Annotated in this window: 1 protein-coding gene; it reads right to left on the bottom strand. The window is 69.3% G+C overall.

Going from position 1 to position 25308, the window contains the following annotated elements:
• Window positions 1-44: 44 nt before the first annotated feature.
• Window positions 45-24515, bottom strand: a complete 24471-nt coding sequence (locus K8O92_22685) for a non-ribosomal peptide synthase/polyketide synthase (GenBank protein UAK30692.1) — start codon at window positions 24513-24515, stop codon at window positions 45-47.
• Between the last annotated feature and the right edge of the window lie 793 nt (window positions 24516-25308).

Genomic DNA, 25308 nt, shown 5'->3' with positions numbered 1-25308 from the left:
TCCGCCGCTATCGAGCCGACCGCGTTCGGGGCGGCGGCGCAGGCTCAGGCCGAATCGGCGTTCGAGAACCGTTCGAGGATCGGGCCGATGACAGCCAGGGCGTGCGGGTGAGTCAATTCGAGATGACGTGCGTCGACGACCGTGTTGTGCAGGTCACCGGTGATGAAGGGCCGCCACGTCCGCACGACGGCGTCGTGGTCCGCGCGGTCCTTGCCCGCGGTGAAGAAGACCAGGTCGCCGTCGAAAACCTCCGGTCGGTACTCCTGGGCGATGCCGGCCGCGGTCTGGAAACTCTCCATCACCCGGTCGACCTGTTCGGCGGTGAACATTCCGCTGGCGGTCACCTGATCGCGGATCACCGCCCATGCCCGCTCGTGGGTGTCCGCTGTCACCTCGGCGCCGAGATCGAACAGCTCTCGCCAGCCACCGAGCAGATCGGCCATCAGCTCACCCGGCGCGGGCTGGTCCGCGGTGGTGCTCATCGACGCGGCCAGCGCCTCCGAGTCGCCGACAGCACTGTCCATCATGGCCAGCATGCCGACGCGCTGTCCCGCTCGCTGGAGCCGGACCGCCACGGCGTGCGCGATCGCACCGCCCAACGACCATCCGAGCAAGTGATACGGTCCGCTCGGCTGCACTCGGCGAATCTCGGCCACATAGCGTTCGGCGAGTTCATCGACGGAATGCGCACCCGGTTCGCCCGCTACGACATGGGGATCCTGCAAACCGTACAACGGCCGGTCCCTGTGCAGATGTTCGACCACTCCGCCGTAGAACCACGCCAGCCCGCCCGCAGGGTGCACCGCGAAGATCGCCGGCTTCGCGCCGTGCGCACGCAGCGGCAGCAACACTTGCAGCCCAGAGGCTCCTGCCGCGCCGTCGGCCCTGGCCGCCAGGGCTTTCGGCGTCGCGTCGTCGAAAATCCACGGCAACTGGATCGTCACACCGCGCGTGCGCAACTCGGTGACCACCATCGTCGCCAGTAGCGAGTTGCCGCCGAGATCGAAGAACCCGTCCGAAACACCGACCCGCCCGACGCCCAGGACCAGCGCGTAGACCTCGCTGATCACCTTCTCGGTGTGGGTCCGCGGCGCGACGAACGTCTCCGTCGACTCCTCGAACGCGGGAGCGGGCAGTGCTTTCCGGTCGAGCTTTCCGTTGACCGTGAGCGGCAGTGCGGGCAGCACCATGATCGCCGCGGGCACCATGTAACCGGTCAGCACCTCCGCTGCGGTCTCGCGGACCTCGGCCGGGTCGATCCGCTCGCCGTCGATGCCGACGACGTAGCCGATCAGCTGATCCACACCGCGATCGTGCCGGTGCACCGTGACAGCGGCCTGAGTGACGAGCGGATGCCTCAGCAGGGCCGACTCCACCTCGCCCAGCTCGATGCGGAACCCGCGCAACTGCACCTGCGCGTCGGCCCGGCCCGCGTACACCAACTCCAGCCCGCCGGCGGCATTCCGCCACCGGCCCACGTCCCCGGATCGGTAGAGCCGGGCGCCGTCGGGATCGAACGGGTCGGCCACGAATCGTCCCGCCGTCAGGGCGGGCGCGCCCAGATAACCTCGCGCGAGCTGGCCACCGGAGACGTAGATCTCCCCGGCCACACCGATCGGCGCCGGACGCAGGCGGTCGTCGAGGACGTATACCCGCAACCCGGGAAGCGGCGAACCGATCCCCGCCGAGTCGGCGTGGGTGACCTCGGAGAACGTCACGTGCACGGTCGTCTCGGTGATGCCGTACATGTTGATCAGCCGCGGCGTTCCCGGCGCATGCGCCGCGAACCAGTCGCCCAACCGGGACGCATCCAGCGCCTCGCCACCGAAGACGACATAGCGCAGCGCGAGATCACCTGCCGGACAACCGGCTTCGCGATACCGGCGCTCCGCCTCGGCGAATCCGTAGAACGCCGACGGTGTCTGGCTCAACACCGTCACGCGCTCCCGGGCGACGACGTCCACGAACGCCTCCGGCGACCGGGACGTGTCGTAGTCGACCACGACGACCTTGCCGCCGGACAGCAACGCGCCCCAGATCTCCCACACCGCGAAATCGAATGCGTACGAATGGAACATCGTCCACACGTCGTCGGGTCCCACGTCGAACCGCTCGGCCGCGTTGGCGAACAAAGTGACCGCTTCCCGATGGCTGACCGTCACACCCTTCGGGCGGCCGGTCGATCCCGACGTGTAGATCACGTAGGCGACGTTGCCCGGCCGCACACCCGATACCGCGGCCGGCACGGCCGCGCTGTCGCTCCGGCAATCCTCGACCAGCAGTACCGGCGCGGTGCATTCCGGCACTGCCGCGGACAGGTCCGCCGACGTCAGCACCGCGGCCGGGCGAGCGTCGTCGAGCATGAATCGCAGTCGCTCCGGCGGATACGCGACGTCCAGCGGCAGATATCCCGCCCCCGCGCGCACGACGCCGAGCAGGCCGACTACCAGGTCGGCCGTGCGCGGCAATGCCACGGCCACCAGTGTTTCCGGACCCACGCCCTGCTCGGCCAGCCGAGCCGCCACCGCGGCGGCGCGCCGATCGAGTTCGGCGTAGGTCAGCTGTGACGCACCGTCGGTCACCGCGACTGCGTCCGGCCGCGCCATGGCCTGGGCGGCGAACAACTCCGCGAGGGTCGTGTCAGCCACCGCGACCCCGGCGTCACCGGCCGCGTCGAGCAGTTCGCGACGCTGCGCCGGGTCCACGAGGTCGATGTCGCCGACCGCGACCGCCGGGTTCGCGGTCACCTCTTCCAGGATCCGCACGTAGGCCTGCGCGAACCGGGTCATCGTCGCCTCGACGAACAGATCGGTGGCATAGGTCAGCCGTCCCCGGATGCCGTCCGGATGCCCTTGGTCACCGGATTGCTCCACCAGGTTCAGGTTCAAGTCGGCCTGCGCCGGTTCGAAACCGTTCTCGACCGGCTCGACGGTGAGCCCGGGCAGCTCCAAGGCGGCCTTGCTCAGGTTCTGGACATCGAGCGTCACCTGATACAGCGGCAGATGCGCGGTGGAACGCGGCGGATTCAGCGCCTCCACCACTTGCTCGAAGGGCACGTCGGCATGCGCGAACGCGGCCAGATCCGTCTCGCGGGTCGCGGCGAGCAGATCGGCGAACGACTCCCGCGGCGACACCTGCGTCCGCAGGACGAGCGTGTTGACGAACATGCCGATCAGATCGTCGAGTTCGCGTTCCCCTCGGCCCGCCACCGGCGTGCCCACCGCGATATCGGTGACACCGGCCAGCCGCGACAGCAGGGCGGTCAGCGCGGCGTGCATGACCATGAAGACCGTCGCGTTCGCCGCCCGCGCGACCGCACCGATTCGTTCCTGCAACGACGCGGAGATCTCGAAATCGACCGTTCGGCCGCGCATGGACGCCACCGGCGGCCGCGGCAGGTCGGTGGGCAACTCGAGCAGCTCGGGCAGGCCGCAGAGCGTGTCCTTCCAGAACCGCAACTGCTGTGCCATGACCGAGCCGGGGTCGCGCTCGTCACCGAGGACGTCCCGTTGCCACAGGGTGTAGTCCGCGTACTGCACCGCGAGAGCGGGCCACAACGGTGGCGTCCCGTGCTTGCTCGCCTGGTAGGCCACCGCCACGTCCCGCGCGAGCGGCAGCATGGACTGTCCGTCGGCGCAGATGTGGTGCACGGCGATGACCAGCACGTGCTCGTGCTCGTCGAGCCGGAACAACTCCATGCGCAGCGGGGGCGCCTGTGTCACGTCGAAGCTCGCCGAGACCGTGGCGAGCACCCGCTCCATCAGCCGCTCCGCCTCGACCGTGACCGCGGTCAGCGTCGCCGGGACCGCCTCGGCGGGAACGGTGACCTGATGAGGCGTTCCGTCGGTGGTCGGGAACTTGGTCCGCAGTGATTCGTGCCGCTCGATGACCAGCTCGCACGCGCGCCGCAACGCACAGATGTCCAGTTCGCCCTTCAGCCGGATCACCAGCGGGATGTTGTAGGCACCGACGGAGGTGTCGAGCTGATTGAGGAACCACATCCGCTGCTGTGCCAGCGACAGCGGAACCAGTGTGGGACGGGTGCGCGGTACCAGCGGCAGCCGGTCGGTCCGCTCGGAGGTGGCCACACGGGCGGCGAGCTGCGCGACGGTCGGCGCTTCGAACAGGTCACGGACGCCGAGGCCGACTCCGAGCGCCGTGCCCAACTGGGCGGTCACGCGCGTCGCCGACAGCGAATTGCCGCCGAGGTCGAAGAAACTGTCGGTGGCACCGACGCGGTCGATGTCCAGCACGTTGCCGAACACTTCCGCCACCTGCCGTTCGGTTTCCGTGCGCGGGGCGACCCAGGCTCGCGCCGCCGAGAATTCCGGCGCGGGAAGCGCCATGCGGTCCAGCTTCCCGGTCCTGGTGAGCGGGAACTCCGCGAGCACCACGCACGCGTCGGGCACCATGTGCGCGGGCAACCGCAGCCGCGCGGCGGCCCTGATCTCCTCCGGATCCAAGTCCTCGGAACCGACGAGGTAGCCCACGAGCCGGCCGATACCGCGCTCATCCTTCCGCAGCACGACCACGGCGTGTTCCACACCGGGTTGTCCGGCCAGGACGGCTTCGATCTCCCCGAGTTCGATGCGCTGACCGCGGATCTTGACTTGGAAGTCGCTGCGACCGAGGTATTCCAAGGTGTGTTCCGGTGTCCAGCGGGCCAAGTCGCCGGTGCGGTACATACGCGACCCCGCCGCACCGAACGGATTCGCGACGAATGCGCCCGATGTCGCCACCGGCCGGTTCACGTATCCGCGGGCCAGTTGCACGCCCGCCAGATACAACTCACCGGCCACCCCGACCGGCACCGGCCGCAACCACGCGTCCAGCACTACGGCCTCGACGCCACTGATCGGCCCACCGATCGTGACGGTTTCACCGGGATTCAGCGGAGCACTGATTCCGGCCAGAATCGTCGTCTCGGTCGGGCCGTACCCGTTCAGCAGTCGACGGCCCGGCGACCACACTGTGACGATCTCCGGTGTCACCGCCTCGCCACCGGCCACCAGCACCCGCAGCGAATCCAACCCCTCCGGCGACATCGTCGCCAGCACGCTCGGGGTCATGAACGAGTGCGATACCCGCTGTGCCCGAATGAATTCCGCCAGCTCGGGACCACCGAACACATCCGGTGGCGGCACCAGCAGTACCGCGCCGTTGGCGTGGGCCAGCAGGATCTCGAGCACCACGACGTCGAAACCGGGAGCGGAGGCGTTCAGCACGCGCGAGCGGCTGTCCGCGCCGAATCGGACACGTTGCACGGCCGCGAAATTCGCCAGGCCCTCGTGGGTGACCGCGACTCCCTTCGGCGTCCCGGTCGAGCCCGAGGTGTACAAGACGTAGGCCGCGTCGCGAACATCCGGCGTCCGCAGCCGGTCGCTGTCCGTCACCGCCTCCGCCGACCGGCCCGCGATCGCCTCGCGGGTCGCCGGATCGTCGAGCACCAGCCGCCGGACGGGATCCGGGACCAGCTCCCGCGACGCCGCGACCGTGACCGCAACCCGCACCTGGGAATCGGCGAGCATGTGTCCCACGCGGTCGGCCGGATTCCGCGGATCGACGGGCAGGAACGCGGCGCCCGTCTTGGCCACGGCCCAGATGCCGACCACGAATTCCACCGACCGCGCCATCGCCAACGCCACCTGATCGCCGGGGCCGACGCCCCAGTCGATCAGCGCGCGGGCGACGCGATTCGACCAGGCGTCCAGCTCGGCGTACGACATCGTCCGCGCACACGAGACGACCGCTGCCGCATCGGGATTCGTCGCCGCACCGGCGGCCAGCAACTCCGCCAGCACACAGGCCGACCGCGCCTGCCCGCCCGTGGCAGGCACCAGGGCGCGGCGCTCTGCCGCGGACAACAGGTCGACCGCGCCCAACAGCGCCCGCGGTTCGGCCGGGATGGCGCGCAGCACCGTTTCCAGACGGGCGGCGAGAGCGGCGGCCGTCCGGTCGTCGACACGGGCCTGCTGGTAGCGGATCCTGACGTGCAACCGGTCGTCCTGGTGGGCCTGAACGGTGATCGGGTAGTGCGCGGCGTCGCTGCCGTCCGCCGCGATCACTCGCATGCCGTCGATGTCCGCCTCGCCCAGACCGCTGCTGTCGACCGGGTAGGACTCGAAGACGACCAGCGTGTCGAACAGCTGGGCAGCGTCCACGGCCGACAGGATCCGGGACAGCTCGACGTCGTGGTGATCGAGCAGACGGGTGTTGTCCGCCTGCAACCGCTGCAGCGCCTCCTCGATGGTTGATGCCCGCGGGACGTGCACGGCGACCGGAATCGTGTTGATGAACAGGCCGATCATCGACTCCACGCCCGGCAGTTCGGCGGGGCGTCCCGAGACCGTGCCACCGAACACCACGCGCTCGACGCCGAGCAGGTTACCCAGCACCACGCCCCAGGCGAACTGCACGATCGTCGCCATGGTCACCGCTCGAGCGCGGGCGTACTCCACCAGCTCGGCGGTGACTGCGCGATCGAGCACGACGGCCGAGTCGACCGGGATGCCGACCGTCGTGTGCGTCCGCGCGTCGGCGACCACGGTGGGTTCGGTGAAATCGCCCAAGACCTCCCGCCACACTTGGATTCCGGCGGACGGTTCGCGCCGATCCAGCCATTCCAAGTAGCCGCGGTAGGACGCCACCGCGGGCAACAGCTCCGCGCGCGCGCCCACGGCGTACAGGCCGATCAGCTCGCGCCACAGCAACGGCAACGACCAGCCGTCCAGCAGCAGGTGGTGGGCCGTCAGCACCAGGCGGAACTCCTGCGGCGCCACGGCGATGAGCAGGAACCGCAGCAGCGGCGGATCGGCGGGATCGAACGGTACCGCCCGCTCGGCCGCGATCAGTTCCTCCGGTGTCGTCGTGCCGTCCCGCAGGTCGACCCGCCGCCAGCGCCCGACCGAAGCGGCTGGGATCACCTGCGCCGGAATGCCGTCCGCCGTCCGGACGAAGGCCGCTCGCAGGTTGGGATGACGCTCGAGCAGGGCGGCCGCGGCACGCTCGAGCCGATGCTCATCGATCACGCCGGCGAGGGTGAGTGTCGATTGCGCGGTGTAGACGTCGAGATCACCCGCCGCGAGCTCGGCGTGGAACAGCAACCCGGCTTGCAACGGCGCCAACGACCAGACATCGGCGAGGGATCCGTAGCGGCCGGCGAAGGCGTCCAGGTCGGTCTGGGTGACCTCGACGAGCGGAACGTCGGCCGGGGAGAAGCCCCAATCCTCCTCCGCACGGGCCGCCGCGGTGATCTCGGTGAGCGCGTCGACCCATTCGTCGACGAGTTCGGCTACGTCGTCGTGTTCGAGCAGCCTGGAGGCGTAGCCGACGTGTGCTGTCAGACGCGGTCCGGCCGGGGTGTCCACGATGTTCACATCGATCGTGACGGCCGCCGCCGCGGGCATGTCCGGATCGAACGCCGACCGCCGGTCGAACGTCTCGTCGGTCGGGATCCACGCGAGATCCGACAGCGTCGTGAGATCGACGCCGACCCGGCCGAGATTGTTGAAACCGATCTGCGGCTCCGGCAGTGCCGCGAGCCGCGCGGACGTGTCCGTGTGCAGGTAGCGCAACAGGCCGTAGCCGATTCCCTTGTCCGGAATGCGGCGCAGCTGATCTTTCACGGATTTCACCGCGGCACGCGGATCCCGCGCTTCGACCCCGCTCAGGTCGAGCGCCACCGGATAGGTGTTGGTGAACCACCCCACCGTGCGTGAGACATCCGCGCCCTCGGCGATCTGCTCGGCGCGTCCATGGCCCTCCAGCAGTACTTTCAAGCCCGCGTGCGCGACTCCACGCCGGTGGCGCCAGCGTGTCGTCGCCACGGCCAGGCCGGCCAGCAACGCGTCGTCGACGTTGCCGTGCACGGCCCTCGGGACCGCGTCCAGCAAGGCCGAGGTGGTCTCCACCGGGAGGGTCACCGTCAGATGCCGGACCGTCGAGTGCGTGTCGAGGGCGGGATCCAGCACCGCACTGCCCAGCAGCGGATCGGGGGCCGCGGCCATCCGGTGCCACAGCTCGAATTCCTCGGCGCGGCCCGCGGCGGCGTCGGCGACCGCGTGCGCCCAGCGTCGCATGGAGGTGCCCTGCGCGGGCAACTCCACCGCTCGTCCTCGCGTGACCTGCTGCCAGGCGGTCGCGAAGTCCGGGATGAGGATCCGCCACGACACACCGTCGACCGCCAGGTGATGGATGACGACGAGGGCGCGCGCTTCGGCGTCGACGCCCGGCTCGGGCAGCAGGCACACGACCTGCACCATCCGGCCCGCAGCCGGGTCGAGGCGGTCGGAGGCCTCGGCGAGCGCCGCTTCGGCCACCGCGGTGAAACCTTCGCTGCCCGGAACCCGGTCGGCGCCGAAGGTGTGAGTGCGCACCGAGCCTTCTGCGTCGGCGGCGCTTGCCGGTGGCACCTCCAACCGCTGGTCGCACAGCCTCGCGCGCAGCATGTCGTGCTGTTCGAGCACGGCCCGCACCGTCGCGGTCACGTCGCCGACTCGCGCGTCACGCGGCAAGCGCACCAGCATCGACTGCGCGAACCGCGGGGCGGCGCCGAGGCGCTCGGTGAACCAGGAAACGACGGGCGTGAACGGGATCTCGCCCACGCCGCCACCCGGCAGCTCCGGGAGCGAGACCCGTTCGGCGGCCGCGGCGACCCGAGCCAGGCCGCGGACGGTCTTGTGCTCGAAGATGTCGCGCGCCGTCACGATGACGCCCGCCGACTTCAAACGGGAAGCCAACTGGATGGACAGAATGGAATCGCCGCCGAGAGCGAAGAACGACGTGGTGACACCGACCGACGCGATGCCGAGGACGTCGGCGAAGGCGACCGCGATGGTGCGCTCCAGATCGGTCGACGCCGCCACCGCGTCGTCTCCGGCGGCTCGGAAGACCGGTTCCGGCAGCGCTTTGCGATCCACCTTGCCGGTCGAGGTGATCGGCATGCGGTCGAGCACGGTCAGCGCCGACGGCACCATGTGCGCGGGCAGTACCGACGCGACGTGGTCGAGCACGGTGGCCGGATCCACGATCGTTCCGGTCTCGGTGACGATGTACGCGGCGAGCAGCGGCTGCCCGCCGGGGCCGGTGCGGCTCACGGTGACCGCGGCCGCCACCTGCGGGTGGGTGAGCAGCGCGGCGTCGATCTCACCGAGTTCGATGCGCTGACCGCGAATCTTGACCTGGAAATCGCTGCGGCCGACGTATTCCAGAGTGTGCTGCGCGGTCCACCGGACGATGTCACCGGTGCGGTACATCCGTGCACCCGGCTCACCGTGCGGATCGGCGACGAACGCACCGGCCGTGGCCGTGCGCCGGTTGAGGTATCCGCGCGCCAGTTGTGCGCCCGAAAGGTACAGCTCCCCCGCCACTCCCACCGGCACCGGACGCAATCGCGCGTCGAGCACCAACGCCTGCGCGCCACGAATCGGGCCGCCGATCGCGATCGGATCGCCCGGCCGCACCGGGTCGCTCATCGTGATCACGATCGTCGTCTCGGTCGGGCCGTAGATGTTGTGCAGTCGCCGTCCGGGCGCCCAGGTGGCGATCAACTCCGCGGGCACCATCTCACCGCCTACGGCGAGCATCCGCAGCGATTCCAGACCGGCCGGTGACATGGTCGCCAGCACACTCGGCGTCAGGAACGCATGCGACACCTGATGCGTCCGGATCAGCTCCGCCAGATCGGGTCCGCCGAACACCTCCGGCGGTGACACGACCAACGACGCACCGGCCGCGTGTGCCATCAACGCTTCGAGCAGCACCGCGTCGAACGCGGGCGCCGCCACTTGCAACACTCGGGACGTGCTGTCGACCCGGTAGCGTTCCCGCTGCTCGGCCGCGAAGCTCGCCAGCCCGGCATGGGTGACCACGACACCCTTCGGGGTGCCCGTCGACCCGGACGTGTAGATCAGGTACGCGGCATCCTGGAGCCGCAGTGCGCGTCCGCGGTCGGCATCCGTCACCGGCTGATCGGACTGTGCCGCGATCTCGTCCGCCGTTTGGGGATCGTCGAGCAGCAGCCAGCGCACGACATCCGGCAGGGACGTGCGTGCCGATGCGAGCGTGAGCCCGATCTCGACACCGGAATCGTGCACCATGTGCGCGATTCGCTCGACCGGGTAGCGCAGATCCACCGGGACGAATGTGGCGCCGGTCTTCGCGATGGCCCACATGGCGACGTGATAGTCGACCGACCGTGGCACGGCCAGCGCGATGAACACGCCCGGCCCCGCGCCTCGTGTGATCAGCCGGCGGGCGAGCTGGTTGGCCCTGCGATCGAGCTCCCGGTAGGTGAGAGTGCCGGTGCCCCCGATCAGGGCCACCGCCGCCGGGTCGGTGGCCACGGCCGCGTCCAGCACATCCGGAAGCAAGCAAGGCCGTGCGGCCTCGCCGCCCCGCGCGGGCACCAATCGTTCGGTGTCGGCGGCGCTCAACAGGCCGATGCGGCCGATCGGACGGGCCGGATCACAGGTGACCGCTTCCAGCACGCGGACGAACCTCTCGGCGAGTGAACGCGCTGTCGACTCGACGAAGAGATCGGTGGCATAGATGATCTCGCCGTCGATCCCGGCGGCTTGGTCGCCGTCGCGGCGTTCGGTCACCAGCACGGTGAGGTCGGCCTTGGCCTGCGCGATACCGGGATCGAGGACTTCGACACCGATGCCGGGCAGCTCGAACCGGGCAGCCCGGGTGTTCTGCAACCCGAACATCACCTGGAACAGCGGCGAGTACGCCGTGGAACGCGGACGGCCGATGACCTCGACCAGCCGCTCGTAGGGCAGATCGGCGTGGGCGAGCGCTTCCAGGTCGACATCGCGCACGTGGGCCAGCAGTTCCCGGAACGACCGGTCGTCCTCGATGCGCGTCCGCAGCACCACCGTGTTGACGAACATGCCGACCAGATCGTCCAGTTCCGGCCTGCCGCGACCGGCGACGGGGGTGCCGACCGAGATGTCGTCGCTGTGCGCGGTGCGCGCCAGCAGGATCGCCAAGGCCGCGTGGAGGACGACGAACATGGTGACGCCCTCGCGGTGGGCCAGCCGCACGATGTCGTCGTGCAGCCGCGCGGGCAGCTCGAACCGGATGTTGCCGCCGTCCATCGAAACGGTCGCGGGACGCGGGCGGTCGGTCGGCAGGGCCAGCAGCTCCGGAGCGCCGTCGAGCGCGTCGGTCCAGTACTCGATCTGACGCGCGATCAGCGATGTCGGTTCGTCCTCGGAGCCGAGCATCTCCCGCTGCCACAGCGCGTAGTCGGCGTACTGGATCTCCAACGGCTGCCATTGCGGCGCATGGCCGCTCACCCGCGCCCCGTACGCGGCGAATACGTCGCGGGCGAGCGGAGCCATCGATGCGCCGTCGGCCGCGATGTGATGGACCACCACCACCAGGACGTGCTCCTCGGAGGCGGTGCGATACAGCCGCGCCCGCACGGGCACCGCGTCGGCGATGTCGAAGCCCGCCTCCACGGCATCCCGGATCCGGTCGCCCAGTTCCGTCTCTCCGGAGACCGGCTCCGGTTCGAACGTCACATCGGCGGCGATGGACGCGACGTCTCGCACCACCTGGCAGGGGTCGCCCTCGATGAGCGGAAACACCGTCCGCAAGGGCTCGTGCCTGGTCACCACGTCGAGGAATGCGGCCCGCAGCGCATCGATGTCCAGCGGGCCGGTCAAGCGGGCCGCGAAGCAGATGTTGTAGGCCGCCGAGCCGGTGTCGATCTGGTTGAGGAACCAGATCCGCCGTTGCGCCGCCGCCAACGGGATGACCCCGTGGCGTCGCCGTGCCGTCAGCGGCGCCACGGTGGACCCGGTGCGCGTCGAAATACGTTGGGCGAGTGCGGCGATCGTCGGAGCGTCGAAAACGTCCTTGATGCCGACGTCGACACCGACGGCTGCCTGGGCACGCGCCGCGAGCTGGGCAGCCGACAGCGAGTTCACACCGATTTCGAAGACGTTGGCCGTCACGCTCACGCGGTCGGCCCCGGTGAGTTCGGCGACCAGGCGAGCCAGCACGGCCTCGGCCTCGGTGCGCGGCGATACGAAGGTTTCCCCGGTGTCGAACACCGGTTGGGGCAGCGCCGAACGGTCGAGCTTGCCGTTCGCGGTGAGCGGCATCGCATCGAGCACCTGCACACCGTCCGGAACCAGGTAGGAGGGCAGGGTGCGCGTCAGTTGTTCGCGAATCGCGCGCCCGTCGAGCACCGCGCCCGGCACCGGCGTCACGTATCCGACGATGCGCTCGGTCGTCACGATGGCCACCGCACGCGCCACCTGCGGCACCGCACGCAGCGCGGCTTCGATGTCACCGGGCTCCACCCGCTGACCGCGCACCTTCACCTGGAAGTCGCTGCGGCCCAGGTACTCCAGCTCCCCCGTCTTCCGCCACCGGACCAGGTCACCGGTCCGATACAGCCGCTCCCCCGCCACACCGAACGGGTTCGCGACGAAGGCGCGGCAGGTGAGGTCGGCGCGCGCGTGGTACCCGCGCGCCAATTGGATGCCGGAGACGTACAGTTCGCCGACGACCCCGACCGGCACCGGCCGCAGCCGCGAATCCAGCACGTAGACCTTCATGCCTGCCGCGGGCGCTCCGATCGGCACCGTCGTGGCGGTCGTCGCGTGCGGTGCGCACCGCGCAGACGTGACCACCTCCGCCTCCGCGGGCCCGTACCAGTTCACCAGCTCGGCTCCCGCGAAGACCTGCGCCGCGTCGTCGACGGTGCGTTGCGCCAGCGCCTCACCCGCGACGAAGACCCGCCGGATCGAAGGCAGTCGTGCCGCGCCCACGGATTCGAGCAGGACATCGAGCATCGACGGGACGAAGTGCACGGTGGTGATCCGGCGCCGGGCGATGACGTCTGCCAGGTAAGCGGGGTCGCGATGTCCGTCCGGTTCGGCGACGACGATATGCGCACCGGTCTGCAACGGCCAGAACAACTCCCACACGGCGATGTCGAACGTGATCGGCGTCTTGTGGAGCACCGCGTCGGAGGTGTCGTGCGGCCACTGCCGCTGCGCCCACGCCAACTGGCTCACGGTGGCGGCATGGGTCAGGGCCACCCCCTTGGGGACGCCGGTGGACCCGGAGGTGAACAGGACGTAGGCGAGGTGGTTGGGCCGCAGCGGCATGCGCCGCTGGGCATCCGTGACCCTGGCCGCGGACAGGTTCGTCACGTCCAGCCGGTCGAGGGGCACGCACTCGAATCCGCTCGGCAGATCCGCGCTGTCGGCCGCGGTCGTGAGCACCACCAGCGGACGGGCCGCGTCCAGCACGTGCGCGATACGCGCGCTCGGATGGTCGGGGTCGATCGGCAGGAACGCGGCGCCCGCTTTGACCACCGCGTAGACAGCGGTGACGAGTTCGGCCGACCGACGGACGGCCACCGCCACAATCGTTTCCGGCCCGGCGCCGCGCGCGATGAGCCATCGGGCGAGGCGGTTGACACGGGCGTCGAAGTCCCGGTAAGTCCACGCGGTGCCATCCGAGAGCCGGATCGCCGTACTGTCCGGGGTGCGCGCGACCTGTTCGTCGAACATGTCGACGAGCGTCCGGCCCGGTGCTGCGGAGCCACCGGTGTCGTTCCACCGTTCCAGCACCTCGGACCGCTCCGCCGCGCCGAAAAGCTCGATCTCGCCGACGGTGCACTCGGCGTCGCGGGCCGCGGCGTCGAGGACACGGACGAATCGGTCGGCGAAGCACCGTGCCGTGTCCTCGTCGAAGAGGTCCGTGGCGTAGGTCAGGCGCAGGGTCATGCCGGTCGGCTCGTTGTGCGTGCCGTGGCCTTCGCTCATCATGAGCAACAGGTCGTAGATCGCCGCGCTGTCGCCCGGGTCCACGTTCTCCACGGTGAGCCCCGGAAGCTCGACGCGAGCTCGAGTCATGTTCTGGTAGGCCAGCAGCACCTGGAACAACGGTGTGTGGGCGGTGGATCGCACCGGGTTGAGCGCGTCCACCAGTTGCTCGAACGGCACGGTGGCATGGTCGAAGGCCTCGATATCGGTGCGCCGCACCTCCTCCAGCAGACCGGCGAAGGTCTGATCGAGCGTGATCCGGGTGCGCATCACCAAGGTGTTGACGAACATGCCGACGAGGTTGTCCAGCGACCGGTCGCCACGGCCCGCGTGCGGCACCCCGACGGTGACATCGGCACTGCCGGAGAGCCTGGACAGCAGCACCGCCAGCGCCGTGTGCACCACCATGAACGTGGTGGCTCCGGCTCGCCGCGCCAGCGACTCCACCCGCCCCTGCAGTTCGCCGGGGATGGCGACGTGCAGCACCGCGCCGCGCTGGGACTGTTCGAGCGGCCTGGGCCGGTCGGTCGGCAATTCCAGCAGATCCGGCACCCCCGCGAGCTGCTGTCGCCAGTAGGCGATGTCGCGGGCCACATAGGAGTCCGGGTCATCCGCCGAACCGAGCACCGCGCGCTGCCACAGGGCGTAGTCGGCGAATTGCACCGGCAGCGGCGCCCAGGCCGGTGCGGCACCGCCCGAACGGGCCCGATACGCCACCACCAGGTCGGCGGCGAGCGGAGCCACCGAGAATCCGTCGCAACTGATGTGGTGGGCAGCCAGCGCGATCGTCCACGCCGCGTCCGACAACTGGTACAGCGCGACGCGCAGCGGCACGGCCTTCGCCACGTCGAATCCGATACCGCAGAATTCGGCCAGCCGGTGCGGCAGTTCCCGCTCGCCGACCGCCTGCGGGGTGAGATCGCAGGTGGCCAAGACGTCCTCGGTGTCGAGCACGACCTGGGTGGGTGTGCCGTCGACGGCCGGATACATGGTGCGCAAACTCTCGTGCCGCTCCACGACATCGCCGACAGCGGCCGCCAAGGCGGCCGGATCGAGCGCGCCGTCCAGCCGGATCGCCAGCGGCACGACATATCCGGGTGCGGCGGGATCGAACTGGTTGAGGAACCACATCCGTGTCTGCGCGTGCGACAGCGGGATCCGGTCCGGCCGCGGGACCCGGGTGGGCGCGGGAAGGCTCGGAACCGCGCGCAACCGGGCGACACGCTCGGCCAAGCCGGCCACGGTCGGGGCCTCGAAGATCGCTCGGACCGGGATCGTCACGTCGACGACGTCACCGATGCGGCTCAGCGCGCGAGTCGCGACGAGGGAGTTGCCGCCCAGCTCGAAGAAATTGTCGTCCGCGCCGATCTCGGGCCGGTCGAAGAGTTCGGCGAAGACCGTGGCGATCGCCTGTTCGACCAGGCCCTGCGGCGAACGGAACTCGGCCACCTGGGCACTCGGGTCCGGCTCGGGCAACGCCCGGTAGTCCACCTTGCCGTTCGCATTGAGCGGCACGGAGTCGATCCGGGTCACCGACGAGGGCACCATGTAGGCGGGCAGCCGGTCCGACAGGAAGCTCCGCACCTGCCTGACGTCGAGCGTCGCGTCCGCGACGACATACGCGACCAACCGCTGCTCGCCCCCGTCGGCGCATACCTGCGCGACGGCCGCGTGCACCTGCTCGTGCGCGATCAGCGCGGCTTCGATGTCGCCGAGCTCGATGCGCAGGCCGCGCACTTTCACCTGGGTGTCGGCGCGGCCGACATAGCGCAGCTCGCCGGCTTCGTCCCAGCGAACGAGGTCGCCGGTGCAGTAGAGCCGAGACCCGCCCCCGGCGCCGAAGGGATCCGCGACGAACGTCGCCGCGGTCAGGCCGGGTCGTTCGTGATATCCGCGAGCCAGCTGTACGCCGCCCAGGTACAACTCACCGGTCACGCCGACCGGAACGGGATGCAGCCGGGAGTCCAGCACATGAACGGTGACGTTCGCTTCCGGAACGCCGATCGGCACGGCCACGCCCTCGACAGTGTCGATCCGATGGGCCGTGACACTGACCGCGGCCTCCGTCGGGCCGTACAGGTTGTCGATTCGCGCATCGCTGAAATCCCGGAAACGCCGAACGGTTTCGGTCGGAAGCGCCTCGCCGATGCACAGCACACGGCGCAGCGCCGGGAACCGACGCGAAGTAGCGACCTCGAGGAACGCCGACAGCAGTGACGGCACGAAATCCACCGTCGTCACCCGATGTTCGGCCATCAGCCGAGCGACCTCGCGCGGGTCGCCGTGGGCATCAGGGCCTGCGACGACCACTGCCGCGCCACAGGTCGGCGCCGAGAACAGCTCCCAGACCGACAGGTCGAATGTCACCGGCGTCCGCAACAGCATGACGTCGTCGCCGTCGAGCCGGTAGTGATCGTGCATCCAGCGCAGCTGGTTCACCACCGCGGCGTGCGGGACCGCCACGCCCTTGGGCACACCCGTCGAGCCGGAGGTGTAGATGACATAGGCCAGATCCTCCGGGCGCAGTGGCCGGGTCCGGTCCGCGTCGGTCACCGCGGAGGAGTCCTCGTGCTCGGCTTTGAGCTCCGCGTGCGCCCACACCGGCACGTCACCGGGCAAGCTCGCCTGGTCGTCGGGCCGGGTCAGGACCGCAACCGGACGTGCGGCGGAGAGGACGGCGCGCACGCGGTCGACCGGGTGATCCGGATCCAGCGGCAGGTAGGCCGCGCCCGCGGCATGAACGGCGTACAGCGTGGCCAGCAGATCGACCGAGCGCCGCATCGCCACCGCCACGACGGTCCCCGGGCCGACGCCGCGGCGGATCAGCGCGCGGGCCAGCGAATTCACCCGCGCGCCGAAGTCCCGGTAATCGAGACGGGCGCCGCTCACGTCGTCGAGCACCGCCGTATGCTCCGGCGTGGCCGCCACTTGCGCGGCGAACAGATCCGCGATCGTCACCGCGGGCAGCGGTGTCGCCACCCCGGCCGACCGCATCCGGAGCCGGCTCGACTCCTGCGCGGTCAGCAGATCGATGTCGCCGATGGGGCAGGTGGGATCGAGGACGATCGCGCGCAGCAACAGCAGGTAGCGCTCGAACATCGCGGTGACCGTCGCCTCGTCGAACAGATCCGTGGCGTAACCGAATTCCACTGCCATGTCGCCCGGTTCGCCGACCGGTTCCAAGGCGTCGACCAGATTCAGGTGCAGGTCGTACTTCGCCACGCTCGGGTCGGCCATCTGGGCCGACACCGTCAGGCCCTCGAATTCCACCGTGGGGATCTCGATGTTCTGGAACGAGAAACCCACCTGCGTCAGCGGCGCGTGCGCCGTCGAGCGGGGCGGATTCAGCACCTCGACGAGACGCTCGAACGGGATGTCGGCGTTCTCGAAGGCGGCCAGGTCGGTGGCCCGGACCTGATCCAGGATCCGGACGAAGGACGCGCCGGGCTCGATGTAGGTCCGCAACACCAGCGTGTTGACGAACATGCCGACCAGGCCGTCGAGTCCCTGCTCGCCACGACCGGCGATCGGTGTGCCCACCGCGATGTCCCCGGTACCGGACAGCCGCGCCAGCAGCGCCGCGTATGCCGCGTGCATCACCATGAAGACCGTCGCGTCGTGGCGGCGGGCCAGCGAGACCACCTCACGGTGGAGATCCGCGGGCAGCGTCGCCGAGACCGTCCCACCGTGGAAGGACTGCTTGGCAGGCCGCGCGCGGTCGGTGGGCAGGTCGAGAACTTCCGGCAGATCGGCGAGAGCCGCGAGCCAGTATCGGGTCTGGGCGACGGTCGGGCTGTGCGGGTCGTCCTCCGTGCCGAGCAGTTTTCGTTGCCACAGCGCGTAATCCGCGTACTGCACGGGCAACGGCGCCCACTGCGGCGGCTGGCGCCGGACACGGGATTTGTACGCGGTCATCAGGTCCGCTGCCAGCGGCGCGAGCGAGGACCCGTCGAAGCTGATGTGGTGGACGACGAGCACCAGGGAGTGCTCGTCGGGCGCGGTGCGCAACAGCGCCACCCGGAACGGAACCTCGGTGGTGACGTCGAAGCCCACCGTCACCTCCGCGACGACGCGCGCCTCGACCTCGCCTGCCGCGACCGTCACCGGTGCCAGCGGCGGCAGCGCCGCCTCGACGGGGACGATCACCTGATGCGGTCCGCTGTCACTGTCCGGATAGACGGTCCGCAGCGCCTCGTGCCGCTCGAGCACATCCGCGATCGCCGCGTGCATCGCCGCCACGTCGAGGTCGCCCGACATCCGCACGACCAGCGGGATGTTGTACACCGGCGAGCTCGTGTCGAATTGATTGAGGAACCACATGCGGGCCTGGGCGGGTGACAACGGGATCCGGTCCGGACGCTCCTGCGGTACCAGGGGCTCCCGCGTCGCCGCGTCCGCGCTGCGCAGGCGCTCCGCCAGCGCGCCGATGGTCGGGGTCTCGAAGATCGCGCGCAAGGGAACCTCGACGCCGAACGCGCCGCTGAGCTGCGCTGCCGCGCGGGTGGCCGACAGCGAGTTGCCGCCGAGATCGAAGAAGCTGTCCAGCACGCCGACGCGTTCGATGCCCAGCACGCCCGCGCAGATGTCGGCGACGATCTGCTCGGTCGCGTTGCGCGGTGCGACGAATTCCACGGCGGGGGCGAACTCGGGTTCCGGCAGCGCGGCGCGGTCGACCTTGCCCACCGACGACAGCGGGAGGGTGTCGAGCACCATGGTCGTGTCCGGCACCATGTGCGAGGGCAGGCGTTGGGCCGCGTACTTCGTCAGCTCCGCGGTATCGACGGCGCCGTCGGCGGGCACCACGTACGCCGCCAGTCGTGTTCCGCCGTCGGTGGGCACGCCTACCACGACCGCGGCCGCGACCGCCTGGTGTCCGGCGAGAACGGCTTCGATTTCGCCGAGCTCGATGCGCTGGCCACGAATCTTGACCTGGAAGTCGGTGCGCCCCAGATATTCCAAAGTGTGCTCGGTGGTCCAGCGCGCGAGGTCACCGGTGCCGTACATCCGGGTACCCGCGGGGCCGTACGGGTTGGCGACGAAAGTGGCGGCCGTGGACGCGGGCCGATTGAGGTATCCGCGCGAGAGCTGCACACCTGAGACGTACAGCTGTCCGGTCACCCCGACGGGGACGGGCCGCAACCGGTCGTCCAATACCACCGCGTCGATGCCGCGGATCGGGCCGCCGATGGTGACCGGGTCGCCGACGCACAGCGGATCGCTGATCGCGACCATGATCGTGGTCTCGGTCGGTCCGTATCCGTTGTGCAGGCGCCGTCCCGGCGCCCACACCGCGACCGTCTCGGCCGGCACCGCTTCGCCGCCGGCCACCAGCACCTGCAGCGAATCGAGCCCGGCGGGCGACATCGTCGCCAGCACGCTCGGGGTCACGAACGCGTGCGATACCTCGTGCGCGCGAATCAACTCCGCCAGCTGCGCGCCGGCGAACACCTCCGGCGGTGACACGACCAGCACCGCACCGTTCGCGTGGGCCATCAGCAGTTCCAGCATGACCGCGTCGAAACCCGGGGCCGCCACCTGCAGCACCCGTGACCTGCGGTCGACGCGATACCGTTCGCGCTGTTCGATCGCGAAATTCGCCAGGCCCTCGTGGGTGACCGCCACGCCCTTCGGCTTGCCGGTGGAGCCCGACGTGTAGAGCACGTAGGCCGCGTCGGCCACGCGGCAAGCGCGCACGCGGTCCGCGTCGGTCACCGCGGCCGGTGACTGTGCCGCGATGAACGCTTCGGTGCCCGGATGGTCGAGCACCAGCTGCCGCACGTGCCCGGGAAGCAGAGCGCACGAAGTCTCGACCGTGAGCGCGACCTCCACCTCCGCGTCCGCGACCATGTGCGCGACCCGCTCGCTGGGATAGCGCGGGTCGATCGGCACGAACGCGGCGCCCGCCCGCGCCACCGCCCACACACCGACGACGAACTCCACCGACCGCCCCATAGCCAGTGCGACCTGATCCCCCGGCCCCACACCCCATTCGATCAGCACCCGCGCGAGGCGGTTGGACCACTCGTCCAACTCCCCGTACGAGAGCACCCGATCCCCCGACACCACGGCGGGCGTGCCGCGATCGCCGACCAGCAGGACGTCGGCCAGAACCCGGGGCGTCTCGGCACGACCGCCGGAGGCCGGGACCAAACCCAGTCGCTCGACGCCGGACAACAGATCCACGTCACCGACCCGCGCCCGCGGATTCGACACGAACGCGTCGAGAACCCGGTTCAGCCGCTCGGCGAGCTCGTCGACGGTCTCCCGGTCGAACAGGTCGGTCGCGTAGTTGATCCGCAGTGCGACATCCCCACCCGCTGCGGTGTTCTCGGCGACGGTGACGATGATGTCCACCTTCGCCGGTTCGGGCCCCGGATCCAGGAGTTCGACGGTGAGCTCGGACAACTCCAAGCTCGCCCGGTCCATGTTCTCGAATGCGAGATACACCTGGCACAGCGGCGCGTACGCCATGGACCGTTTCGGATGCAGTTCGTCCACGACGCGCTCGTAGGGCACGTCGCTGTTGGCGAAGGCATCGACATCGATGTCCTTGACACGGGCCAGGAACTCGGTGAACGACTCCTCGGAGGACACCTCGGTGCGCAGCGGCACGGTGTTGACGAACATGCCGATGAGTGGCTCGAGCGCGCGTTCGCCGCGTCCGGCGACCGGCGTGCCGATGGTGATGTCCGCCGAACCCGACAACCGGGCCAGCAGCACGGCCAGCGCGGCGTGGACGACCATGAACGTGGTGACGTTGGCCGCGCGCGCCAGACGTTCGATCCCGGCGAAGGTCTCGGCCGGGATCACGGTGTCGGCGACGTCGCCGAGCATGGATCGGCGGGCTGGACGCGGTCGGTCCGCGGGCAGTTCCAGCACCGGCGGCATCCCCGCCAATTGCCGCGACCAATACCGCAATTGATGGGCGGACCGAGAATCCGGATCGTCCGGGTCGCCGAGCAGGCTGCGATGCCAGATGCTGTAGTCGGCGTACTGGACGATCAAAGGCTCCCAGTCCGGGATCTTGCCCTCCGCCCGTGCCTCGTAGGCGACGGCGACGTCGGCCGCGAGCGGCCGGAGGGAGGAGCCGTCGCAGCAGATGTGGTGCAGGACGACGACGAGGACATGCCGCCTGCGGTCGGCCGTCGCGAGCAGCGCCACCCGGATCGGCGCGCGTTCGCGAAGATCCGTCCCGACCGATGCCAGCTCGCGAATCCGATGGTCGATGTCGTCCGGATCGGTCGGCTGCGGGGTCAGGTCGAGACCGGCGACGACCTCGTCGGCCGACAGGACGACTTGTGTTCCTTCCCCGTCGACGGCGGGGTAGACGGTGCGCAGCGATTCGTGCCGGTCGATCACGTCGGTCAGCGCGGCACGCAGCGCCGCGGCGTTGAGCCGCCCGGTCAGCTGCACGATCAGCGGGATGTTGTAGGCCGCGGACGTCGGGTCGGTCTGGTTGACCAGCCACATCCGATTCTGCGCGGGTGCCAGCGGGATGGGCTCCGGTCTGGCCGCCGCCCGCAGCACGGGCCTGGCGGAGCGGCGAGCGTCCTCGAGATGAGCGGCGAGTTCGGCGACGGTCTGTTTGACGAACAGATCACGGACCGACACGTCGCAACGAGTCACTTCCGCGATGCGCACCGCCGCGCTGGTCGCGGTGATCGAGTTGCCGCCGAGTTCGAAGAAGCTGTCCAGCACGCCCACCCGGTCCGTGCCGAGGACCTCCGCGAAGACGTCCGCGATCGATTCCTCGACGACGGTGCGTGGCGCGACGTACGCGGCGGCCGAATCGAACACCGGCTCGGGCAGTGCCCGGTAGTCGACCTTGCCGTTCACCGTCAGCGGCACCGCGTCGATGACGACGATGCTCGACGGCACCATGTATTCCGGCAGCAGCCCACCGACGTGCGTGCGCAGGTCGTCCGCCTCGCAGGCGGCGCCCACGGCGGGTACGACGTAGCCGACGAGCCGGGCCGCCTCCGTGCCGGGCAGATGCACGACCACGACCGCCGCGGCGACGCTGCTGTGGCCGAGCAGGGCGTTGCGGATCTCGTCCAGCTCGATCCGGAATCCGCGCAACTGCACCTGCTGATCGGCACGGCCGCGGTATTCCAGTTCGCCTTCGTGATTCCAGCGCGCGACATCGCCACTCCGGTACAGGCGCTCGCCGGGCTGCCCGAACGGATTCGCGACGAAACGTCCCGCGCTCAGCGCCGGTCGGTCGAGATAGCCGCGCGCGAGTTGCGTGCCCGCTACGTAGATCTCGCCCCAGGCGCCGAGCGGGCACGGACGCAACCGCTCGTCGAGGACATACGTGCGCAAGCCCGGCAGGGCCGGACCCACGGTGCTCGGTGCGCCCGGAACGGCGATGTCCGGGGTGAGGCCGGTGTAGGTGACGAAGACGGTGGTCTCGGTGATCCCGTAACTATTGGCCAGCACAGGCAGATTCGGATTGTGTTCGTACCAGTCGGCCAGGGCGGCCGGATCGAGAGCTTCACCCGAAAGGATGACCAACCGCAGCGACAACTCGCCTTCGGGCTCCCCGGCGTGCGCGTACCGCTGACGCGCGGCCGCGAACTGGTAGAACGCCGAAGGCGTCTGGCTGAAGACCGTGACCTTCTCCCGCGCCGCGAGACGCACCACGTCATCGGGCGAGCGCGAGGTGAGGCTGTCCACGACGACGACCCGGCCTCCGGTGACCAGGGCGCCGAAGATCTCCCACACCGAGTAGTCGAAGGCGAAGGAATGGAACAACGTCCAGACGTCGCCGGCCCGGATACCGATCTCGGCGCACGAGTTCACCAGGTAGGTGGACACGGCCCGGTGGGTGATCGTGACGCCCTTGGGCCGGCCGGTCGATCCGGAGGTGTAGATGACGTAGGCGAGGTGGTCGGGACGCAGCGGCCCGGTCCGTTCGGCATCGGTGATCGGGTCCGCGGCCTGCTCCGCGGCGAGAACGTCGTCGAACAGCACGACGCGGCCGGGATCACCCGGCACCTGCTCGCGCATGCCCGGCTTCGTCACCACGGCGATCGGGTTCGCGTCGCCAAGCACGTATTCCAGCCGCTCGGCCGGGTGGGCGGTGTCCAGCGGAAGGTACCCGGCGCCCGATTTCAGCACACCGAGCGCGGCGACGATCAGATCGGCGTCGCGTGGCATCGCGATGGCCACCAGTGATTCCGGTCCCGCGCCGAGCGCGATGAGCCTGCGGGCGAACCGGTTGGAACGTTCGTCGAGTTCGCGGTAGGTGAAGGTGGTGTCGTCCGAGGTGACGGCCGGCGCGGACGGGGTGGCCGCAGCCTGCCGGGCCAGCAGATCCACCAGTGTCGCGGAGGGGGATCGGCCGTCGTGGCCCGCGAGCTCCTCCACGATGCGCAGTTCCTCGGCGGGCCCGACGAGCTGGATGTCGCCGATGCGGGTGTCCAGGGGCGACTCCATCATCCGGTGCAGGAAATCGACGAACCGATCCGCGTGCGATTCGAGTTCGCCCTGCCGGTAGAGGTTGGCGTTACCGTGCAACTCGATGAGCAGCGGCGCGTCCGCCCCCGAGCGGTACAGGTTCAACTGCAGATCGTCCAGCGCGCCGGAGGTCAGCGCGCGGTAACGGCCCGCGGCCGAGCCGAGGCGGATCTCCGAGTCGAAGAACAGGATGTTCACGATCGGTCCGAAGGAGTTCGCCGACGCGTCGAGCGCGGCGGAGTCGCGGCGCAGATCCTCGAACCGGTACAGCTGGTGGCGCATCGCCGAGACGAGCTCGGACACCGAGGCGCGTACCAGCTCCTCCACGGTGGTCGAGTGCCGCACAGCGAAGCGAATCGGCACCATGTTCGCCAGCATCGCGGCGGCGTTGCGCAGGCGCTTGGTCACTCGCGCCGTCACCGGCATCGACAGAGCGACGTCGTCGGTGCCCGTCATCCGGGCGAGGAAGGCGGCGAACGCGGCGATCACCACCTGCGCGGCGGACGCGTTCACCTCCGCGGCGAAGCGATCGAGCCGGTCGGACAGGAGCGCGGGCAGCTGCAGCCCGGCCACGCGGTCCAATTTGCCTGCCCGGGCAGTGCGGCCGGACAGGCTCACCGGCGTCGGAAGATCGGAAACCTTGTTCAGCCAGTAGGCCTTGTCCGTCTCGTACCGCCTGCTGGCGCGATAGGCCTGCTCCGCTTCGACGATCTCGCGCAGGCTGGCCGCGTCCAGTCGCGTCGGCGGCCTGCCCTCCAGCAGGGCGTTGTAATGCTCGGCCATCCGGGTCAGCATGTTGAAGGCGCCGTACCCATCGATCACCAGATGGTGTGCGCGGCCGTACCAGAAGTAGTGGTTTTCGCCGACCCGGATGAGCCTGGTCGCGGTGAGCCGGTCGCGGCCGAGGTCGACCACCTTGGTGTTGTAGTCGCGACGCATCCATTCCATCGCCGCCGCGACCGGATCCTCCGCATCGCTGAAATCCAGCAGCGGCTCGTCGTGGATGATGCCGCGGTCGACGTACTGGTATGGGCGGCCGTCGGATTCGACCACGCGCACGAGAAGGGACTCGGTTTCGTGCCCGGCGGCGTTCACGGCCCGGTTGAACACGTCGAGGTCCACCGGGCCCTCGATCTCGACGTACTGTGCGATGTTGACAGCCGGTCCGCCGGGCATGTGGTCCGCGAGCCACATGCCGTACTGCGCACTCGAGAGCGGAATCAGCCCCAGATCGCCGTCGGCGGTTCCGTCTGACTTCAGATTCATCGCATGACCCCTCATTCATACCCGGACGCGTCGCAGCACGGCGGAAGGGCGTCGGCCCACCGCATCCGAAATCTGGCTTTTATATGCACTTCGTCTACTCCGAGGCGGCGCTGCCCCTGCTCTTCGCCGCGCCGGTCAGGTACCGCATGTAGCTGGTTCCGTCAGCGCCAGGTATCCGAATCGGATCCGTGCGTGACATCAACGGCGCCTTCCACACCTCCCGTTTGTCGGCATTTCCAGTAGTTCAGAATCTGAAAACAGAACTTTTGAATCTGGGGTGAAGCATCGACACTCAGGCGGAACAAGCTATCTGACAGCAGTCCGGGTCAGTCTAGTGGCATCAAAGCTCTCGACTCCGCACGGAAGCCGGGCGTTTCCAATCTCGTTTCGAGCGATGTGGCCGCGGCACGCCTCGCCGCGATGCGATCACCACGCGCACGCATCAACTGCGAAGCACCTGATAACGAGGGGTGCATCCGATGATGAACACCCCCGATCGGGCATGGTACATGCCGGATGGGGACCGCGATCAAGTCGGGACAGTCATCGCCACCGAAGAGAAGGACAGCGGAACCCACCGCCCATCCTTGTGCGGCCACAGCGAAAACAAGTGCATTTCAACTGCTCGCAGCAATATATGGGCAACTATTCATTTCTGCGCCCAAGCGGATAACTGCCAGAGATCGCTGAGAATTTAGTTTTATTCACCCTTCCCGTAGCGATCATATCGCAATACATACATCCATAAAGATGTTCCTTATTGCACTCCATTCCGGCTGGAATCATTTTTCAC

Source organism: Nocardia asteroides (assembly GCA_019930625.1).
Lineage (GTDB): Bacteria > Actinomycetota > Actinomycetes > Mycobacteriales > Mycobacteriaceae > Nocardia > Nocardia sputi.
Note: the sequence above shows the minus strand (reverse complement) of the source record. Positions and strands in the feature narration are given on the sequence as shown.

What these genes read in the sequence shown, in the direction of transcription:
- K8O92_22685 (UAK30692.1), bottom strand. Translation starts at nt 24,515, where the DNA reads ATGAATCTGAAGTCAGACGGAACCGCCGACGGCGATCTGGGGCTGATT.